This is a genomic window from Streptomyces bobili, assembly GCF_002154575.1.
GTDB lineage: Bacteria > Actinomycetota > Actinomycetes > Streptomycetales > Streptomycetaceae > Streptomyces > Streptomyces bobili.
Map to the genome: position 1 here is coordinate 1 of NZ_MUBA01000469.1, position 7,038 is coordinate 7,038.

General features: G+C 71.2%; 7 protein-coding genes and 1 pseudogene. All 8 read left to right on the forward strand.

All coding sequences use genetic code 11. The features are described 5' to 3' along the window. Positions 1-146 precede the first annotated feature (146 nt). Positions 147-854 carry a Flp pilus assembly protein CpaB gene (cpaB, locus tag BZL64_RS30470; RefSeq protein WP_086772375.1) on the forward strand — a complete coding sequence of 236 codons (708 nt, stop codon included), beginning with the start codon at positions 147-149 and terminating at the stop codon, positions 852-854. A 13-nt stretch (positions 855-867) separates the two neighbouring features. Next, the gene (locus tag BZL64_RS30475; protein WP_086772376.1) at positions 868-2,124 is read left to right on the forward strand and encodes a CpaE/TadZ family protein; all 1,257 of its coding nucleotides are present in this window, start codon (positions 868-870) and stop codon (positions 2,122-2,124) included. A gap of 58 nt (positions 2,125-2,182) precedes the next feature. Continuing rightward, the gene (locus tag BZL64_RS30480; RefSeq protein ID WP_086772381.1) at positions 2,183-2,515 is read left to right on the forward strand and encodes a septum formation initiator; all 333 of its coding nucleotides are present in this window, start codon (positions 2,183-2,185) and stop codon (positions 2,513-2,515) included. Between the two features lies 1 nt (position 2,516). Continuing rightward, positions 2,517-2,918 (forward strand): TadE/TadG family type IV pilus assembly protein, encoded by a 402-nt coding sequence (locus BZL64_RS30485; RefSeq protein WP_086772377.1) that lies wholly within the window; start codon positions 2,517-2,519, stop codon positions 2,916-2,918. Between the two features lie 80 nt (positions 2,919-2,998). Then, positions 2,999-4,336 (forward strand): TadA family conjugal transfer-associated ATPase, encoded by a 1,338-nt coding sequence (locus BZL64_RS30490; RefSeq protein ID WP_086772378.1) that lies wholly within the window; start codon positions 2,999-3,001, stop codon positions 4,334-4,336. A gap of 73 nt (positions 4,337-4,409) precedes the next feature. After that, entirely contained in the window at positions 4,410-5,354 is a 945-nt protein-coding gene (locus BZL64_RS30495; protein WP_086772379.1) for a type II secretion system F family protein, read from the forward strand. A gap of 31 nt (positions 5,355-5,385) precedes the next feature. After that, complete coding sequence (locus BZL64_RS30500; protein WP_086772380.1) at positions 5,386-6,273, forward strand: DUF5936 domain-containing protein; 888 nt, start codon at positions 5,386-5,388, stop codon at positions 6,271-6,273. 18 nt (positions 6,274-6,291) lie between these two features. Beyond that, positions 6,292-7,038, forward strand: a pseudogene (locus tag BZL64_RS41500) (two-component sensor histidine kinase); the annotation flags it as partial.

Below are 7,038 nucleotides of genomic sequence, written 5' to 3' on the forward strand. Positions count from 1 at the left end.
GGCAGCCCCCGCACCCACCGCGCCCTCACCAAGGGCGGCTGAACAAGAACCACCCAAAGAACCAACGTAAGAACCACCGCAGGAACCACCCCGCCCGACCCGCTCCCGTCCGTTCGACCCGACCCCCAACGAGGTTGCACCGGTTCATGAACTCCCGTCAGCGCCGCGGCGTGATCCTCCTGCTCCTGTCGGTCCTGTGCGCCCTCGGCGCCTTCGCCGGCGTCCTCTCCGTCATCGACGACGTGCAGTCCAAGGTCGGCCCCGAGGTCACCGCGTACCGGGTCAGCTCCAGCGTGGCGCCCTACACCCCGCTCACCGCGGGCCAGTTCGAGAAGGTCGAGATGCCCGAGCGGTGGCTCTCGGCGAACGCGGTGACCGACCTCGCGGACATCCGCGGCAAGATCGCCGTCACGATGCTGAAGAAGGGCTCCCTGCTCCAGAGCGACATGATCGTCGACCAGCCCGCCCTCCAGCCCGGCCAGCAGGAGGTCGCCATCATGATCGACGCGGCTACCGGCGTCGCCGGAAAGATCACTCCGGGTTCCTCCGTCAACGTCTACGCCACCTTCGAGGGTGCTCGCGAGAGCGACCCCGACCAGTCGAAGATCATCGTCACCAACGCCCGCGTCCTCGACGTCGGCGACATCACCGCCCTGGACCCGGACAGGGACGAACGCGGACAGCAGGCCACCGACGCCGTCCCGATCACCTTCGCGCTGTCGACCCTCGACGCCCAGCGCATCACGTACGCCGAGTCGTTCGCCAAGCGCGTCCGGCTCGCCCTGGTGGCGCCCGGCACTCCCACCACGGTCCCCGAACAGGACCGTACGTACGAACTCACCACGGACAAGTGAGAGGCCGCCGCCCATGCCCACCAGGATCCTCCCGGCCGTCGGCGACGCGGACGCGGTCCGCTCCCTCACCACCCTGCTCAGCCAGCTCCCGGACGCCGAACCCGTCACCCCGGTCACCGACTCCACGCAGCTGGTCGACACCCTCGCCCGCCTGTCCGCCGAGGCGGTCGACGAGCTGCCCGAGGTCGTGATCGTCCATGAGCGCATCGGCCCCGTCCCCGCGCTGGAACTCGTCCGCGAGGTCGCCCTGCGCTTCCCCGCGGTCGGCGTCATCCTCGTCACCACCGACGCCGGACCCGGCCTCTTCTCCGCCGCCATGGACGCCGGCGCGCGCGGCCTGGTCACCCTGCCGCTCGGCTACGAGGACCTCGCCCACCGGGTCCAGGCCGTCGCCCAGTGGTCGGTGGGCGTACGACGACATCTCGGCCACGGCGGCGACGTGTTCACCGGCGCAGGCGGCACCGTCGTCACGGTCAGCGGCGCCAAGGGAGGCGTCGGGACCACCCTGCTCGCCGTCCAGCTCGCCCTCGCCGCCCAGGCCTCCGGCCGCCCCACCGCCCTCGTCGACATGGACCTCCAGACCGGCGACATCGCGTCCTTCCTGGACGTCCAGTTCCGCCGCTCGGTCGTCGACCTCGCCGCGATCACCGACATCTCGCCGCGCATCCTCGCCGAGGCCGTGTTCCGCCACGACACCGGCGTGGCCCTGCTGCTCGCCCCCGGCGAGGGCGAACGCGGCGAGGAGGTCACCGACCGCGCCGCCCGCCAGATCGTCGGCGCCCTGCGCTCCCGCTACGAGGTCGTCGTGGTCGACTGCGGCGCCCAGCTCGGCGGGGCCGGCGCCGCCGTCGTCGAGATGGCCGACCGCGCCCTGCTCGTCACCACCCCCGACGTGGTCGCGGTCCGCGGCGCCAAACGCGCCGTCCGCATGTGGGACCGCCTCCAGATCCGCAAGGCCGAGGAGACCACGGTCGTCGTCAACCGCCACAGCCGCGGTACGGAGATCCAGCCCGGCCTCGTCCAGAAGATCACCGGCACGCCCGTCGCGGCGACCGTGATCCCCGCCCACTTCAAGGAACTCCAGTCCGCCGTGGACGCCGGCCGCGTCCACGCCCTCGACGGCCGAAGCACCGTCCGCCAGGCCATGTGGACCCTCGCGGGCGAACTCGGCCTGGTCGCAGCTCCGGAGGGGTCCCAGCACCGCAAGTCCGGCCGGGCGGGGCGCGGCGGGGAACGGGCGTCGGCGGGCTTCCGGCGGAGGAGGGAGTGACGTGAGATCACGGCGACGCAGAGGCGACCGGGGCCAGGTCACCATCGAGTTCCTCGGCATGACCCCACTGATCATCGTGACCTTGGTGCTGGTGTGGCAGTTCGTCCTGCTGGGATACACGTTCACGCTCGCGGGGAATGCTGCCGACGAGGCGGTGCGGGCGGGGACGGCGGCACAGCGGGGGGAGCGGCAGGCCGTGTGCGAACAGGCGGGACTGGCCAAGCTGGGCGACGCATGGCGCTCCGGGGCCACGGTCAGCTGCCCCACGTCGGGCGGCTACGTGACGGCGACCGTCACACTCCGGGTCCCGGTCCTCTTCCCGGGCGCGATCGACTTCCCGTTCACGGTGAAGGGCCACGCCGGTGCCGTGGAGGAAGAGGATGGCGACTGACATGTCGTACGGACGCAGGTGGCCCTTGCGCCGGTCGCGGGGCGGGGCGGGCGGACGCCGGGGGCGTGATCGCGGGCAGGTCGCCCTGGAGTATCTCGGCTTCCTCCCGATCCTGCTGCTCGTCGCGCTGGCCGCCGTACAGCTCGGCCTGATCGCGTACGTGGCACAGCAGGCGGGTACGGCCGCCAGGGCCGGGGCCCGCAGCGCGTCGCTCGACGAGGGCGCCGAGGGAGCGTGTCAGAGCGCGGTCAGTTCCTGGCTGGCGGACGGCACGAGCTGCGCCCCCGAGGACCTGGGCGAGGAGGTCCGCGTCACCTCCGCCATCACCATCCCGTCCGTCATCCCCGGCATCGGGGACTTCGGCAAGGCCCACAGGACAGCGGTGATGCCGGTCGACCACTGAGCCCGAGCCCACAGACACGACGCGCAGCCACAGCCCACCAGGTAGGTCGGCGGACCGAACGCACCGAGGAGGAACCGGAGATGAGCCTGCGGGCCCGCATCACCTCGCCCGAGGAGCAGGGTGGCCGGGGCGAGGACGGCCACATGGTCGCCTCCTACCGGGCGAAGCTCCTGGAGGAGATCGACCTCGCCGAGATGAGTGCACTGGCGGCGGCCGAGCGCCGGGCGCGCCTTGAGCGGGTGCTCGGGCACATCATCAGCCGCGAGGGCCCGGTGCTGTCCACGACGGAACGCGCGCAGCTGATCCGCAGGGTGGTCGACGAGGCCCTGGGCCTCGGCATCCTCGAACCGCTCCTGGAGGACGCCTCGATCACCGAGATCATGGTCAACGGGCCGGACGCGATCTTCGTCGAACGGGCGGGCAGGGTCGAGCAGTTGCCCATCCGCTTCGCCTCCCACGACCAGCTCATGCAGACGATCGAACGCATCGTCTCCACCGTCAACCGCCGCGTCGACGAGACCAACCCGATGGTCGACGCCCGCCTCCCCTCGGGCGAACGCGTCAACGTGATCATCCCCCCGCTCTCCCTCACCGGCCCCATCCTCACCATCCGCCGCTTCCCGCGCTCCTTCACCCTGCACGAACTGATCGGCTTCGGCTCGCTGGACGAACCCATGCTGTACCTGCTGGCCGGCCTGGTGCAGGCGAAGTTCAACCTGATCGTCTCCGGCGCGACCGGCACCGGGAAGACGACCCTTCTGAACGCCCTCTCCGGCCTCATCCCCGAGACCGAACGCATCATCACCATCGAGGACTCGGCCGAACTCCAGCTCCAGCAGTCTCACGTCATCCGCCTGGAGTCCCGCCCCCCGAACGTCGAGGGCAACGGCCGCATCACCATCCGCGACCTGGTCCGCAACTCGCTGCGCATGCGCCCCGACCGCATCGTGGTCGGCGAGGTCCGCGGCGGCGAGTCCCTCGACATGCTCCAGGCCATGTCGACCGGCCACGACGGCTCCCTGGCCACCGTCCACGCCAACAGTGCGGAGGACGCGCTGATGCGGCTGCAGACCCTGGCGTCCATGTCCGACGTCGAGATCCCGTTCGTCGCCCTGCACGACCAGATCAACAGCGCGGTCGACGTCATCGTCCAGCTCACCCGCTTCGCGGACGGGACCCGGCGGGTGACGGAGATCGCGCTGCTCGACAGCCACGGCGGAGAGCCGTACCGGCTCGCGACCATCGCCCGCTTCAACGCCCGCCCGCTCGCCGCGGACGGCCGTATCCACGGCGTCTTCGAGTACCACCCGCTGCCACGCCGCACCGCCGACCGCCTCTACATGGCCGGCCAGCCGATACCGCAGGCCTTCGGAGTCGCCCGCACGCTCGACGAGTTGACCACGAGAGAGACCCGATAGCCGGCCTTCGGTCGGCCTTCGCGAAGGCAGCCACCAGGACGGAACAGGACGGAAGAGGACAGGCAGGACCCCCATGACCCTCCAGAACCTGATCAGCCTCACCACCGGCGTGAGCCTGCTGACCTGCTGCCTCGCCGTCGCGGGCGTGCACACGTACGCGCGAGGCCGCGCCCAGCGGGCCGCCCTCGTCGACCGTCTCACCGCCGCCGGCCAGGTCCCGCTGACCGGCCGCCGGCGCCGCTTCCGCGGCCTGGACCGCCGCCTGCGGCGCACGGACTTCGGCCGCAGACTGGAACTGCGGCTGACGGCGACCGGCCTGGACGTGACGCCGGGCGAGTTCTTCGCGTACATGCTGGCGACGGTCGCCGCCCTGTGGCTGATCGGCCAGGCCACACTGGCCCCCTTCTTCGGCCCGCTGGCCGGCCTGCTCGGCATGTGGGCGGCCTGGCAGTTCCTCAACTGGCAACGCCAGAAACGCATCGAGCGCTTCATCAACCAACTTCCCGAACTGGCCCGCATCCTGGCCAACGCCACCAACGCGGGCCTCGCCCTGCGCACCGCCATCGGCATGGCCGCGGAGGAACTCGAAGCGCCGGCCGGCGAGGAACTGGCGAAGGTCGCCAACCAGTTGGCCGTAGGCCACTCCCTGGACGACGCCCTCGGTGAACTCGCCGACCGCCTCCCCTCCCGCGAACTCGTCGTCCTGGTCACCACCCTGGTCCTCTCCAACCGGGCGGGCGGCCAGGTCGTCGGCGCACTCCGCAACCTGACCGAGACCCTGGAGGAACGGAAGGAGACCCGCCGGGAGGTACGGACACAGCTGTCACAGGTGAGCATGACTTCCTACGCGGTCCCGGCGTTGGGAGTCGGCGCCCTCTTCCTCATGGACAGCGTCGCCGACGGCACCCTCGACCGCATGACGGGATCAACCGCCGGGCAGGCCAGCGTGATCATCGCCTTCGCCCTCTACGCCGTCGGCTTCGTCCTCATCCGCCGCATGTCCCGCATCGACGTCTGAGGCCGAGTACCGAAGGGAGGAATCGACCGCCATGGAACTTCTGCTCGCCCTCGTCATGGGCCTCAGCGTCTGGGGCGCCTTCGCCGGCGTACGCATGTACCGCGCCGAGGTGAAACTGCCCACCGACCTCGCGCTGGCCCTGGAGATCGGCGCCACCCGCACCAGCGCCGTCGGCTCCCTCATCGACCGCCTCGGCATGCGCTACGCCCCGGCGGTGCTGCGCCTGATGGGCCCCAAGCAGGTCGCCAAGTACCGCCGCAGGATCGACCTCGCCGGCAACCCCGGCGGCCTGACGATCGACCGCTACGCGGCCCGCCGGGCGGTCTACGGCGCGATCGGCGGCGTCGGCGGTCTGGCAGCGCTGCTCCAGGGCAGCTTCTTCCTCGCCCTCCTCATGATCGCCTTCGGCGCGTTCTGGTCCGAGGTCGGCATCTGGTCCGCGATCCGGGTTCGCAAGGACGCGATCGAGCGCACTCTGCCGGACTTCCTGGACGTACTCGCGGTCGTCGTGAGCGCGGGCCTCGGTTTCCGCCAGGCCCTCGACCGGGTGGCGTCGAAGTACGAGGGCCCGTGGGCGGACGAGATCCGGATCACGCTCCGTCAGATGGACCTCGGCCTGAGCCGCCGCGAGGCCTTCGCCGAACTCCGCCGCCGCAACGACTCCGAGCAGGTCGCCATGTTCGTCACCGCACTCCAGCAGGGCGAGGAACTGGGCGCGCCGATCGTCGACACCCTGGTCTCGATCGCCAAGGACATGCGCCGCACGGACGCGCAGAACGCCCGCCGCAAGGCCGCCCGAGCCGTGCCCAAGGCCACGCTGATGATCACGACGTTCATGGTCCCGGCCACCATGCTCCTCCTCGGCGCGGGCATGCTGCTGGGCTCCGGCACCGACTTCAGTTCGATCACGGGCGAGTAGGCGAGCGGGATGACGGTCATGACAGCCACTCCGAGGGGACGCGGCGGCCTGCTGCGCCGCCGCCGTAAGCGTGCTCGGGAAGCCGCTGTGGCAGCCCGCGCTCCGGTCGCCGTCCTCGGCGAGGAGAACCACACACGTGCGTCCGGGACGACCGGTCGAGGGGCCGCACGTGACCCCCATCCCCCCATCCCGCTGCAGGTCAACGCCCTCCAGGCGATGTGCCGCCAGGTCTTCGGCTTCCGGCTTGCCATGATCGCGCTCGCCGCCCCGGCCGCCCTTCTCAACGCCTCACCGGGACTGGGCGCCCGGCTCGTCGGCGCGGCCGTCGTCGTCACCTTCATGGGCTCGTACGTCCTCTTCCGGGACTGGGAACGCTTCGGCCCCCTCCTGCTGCGCCACCCCACCCTGCTGGCCGTGGACACCCTCTTCGGCACCCTGCTGCTGATCTCGGCGGGCCCCGACACCACCCTCGCCTACGTCAGTGTCTGCACCCCCCTCCTCGCCGGCATCGTCTACGGCTGGCGTGGCGCCGCCTGTTTCGCCTCGCTCCAGTCGCTGATCCTGCTGCTGGTCCACGCCACCCTCGAACGGGAGTCCGGCACCAGCCTGGCGGAGAGGCTGCTGCTTCCCGGCCTCTGCGTCATCACCGGCGCCGTCGGCTCCACCCTGCGCAACCTCATGCTCCGCTTCGGCACCGCCACGCTGGCCCTGACGACGGTCAAGGCCAGGCTCGCCGTCACCCAGGCCGTCGCCGCCGAACGGGCC

Excerpts from the sequence above, each read along its gene's own strand:
- cpaB (WP_086772375.1), top strand. The coding sequence starts at position 147 with ATGAACTCCCGTCAGCGCCGCGGCGTGATCCTCCTGCTCCTGTCGGTC.
- BZL64_RS30475 (WP_086772376.1), top strand. The coding sequence starts at position 868 with ATGCCCACCAGGATCCTCCCGGCCGTCGGCGACGCGGACGCGGTCCGC.
- BZL64_RS30480 (WP_086772381.1), top strand. The coding sequence starts at position 2,183 with ATGACCCCACTGATCATCGTGACCTTGGTGCTGGTGTGGCAGTTCGTC.
- BZL64_RS30485 (WP_086772377.1), top strand. The coding sequence starts at position 2,517 with ATGTCGTACGGACGCAGGTGGCCCTTGCGCCGGTCGCGGGGCGGGGCG.
- BZL64_RS30490 (WP_086772378.1), top strand. The coding sequence starts at position 2,999 with ATGAGCCTGCGGGCCCGCATCACCTCGCCCGAGGAGCAGGGTGGCCGG.
- BZL64_RS30495 (WP_086772379.1), top strand. The coding sequence starts at position 4,410 with ATGACCCTCCAGAACCTGATCAGCCTCACCACCGGCGTGAGCCTGCTG.
- BZL64_RS30500 (WP_086772380.1), top strand. The coding sequence starts at position 5,386 with ATGGAACTTCTGCTCGCCCTCGTCATGGGCCTCAGCGTCTGGGGCGCC.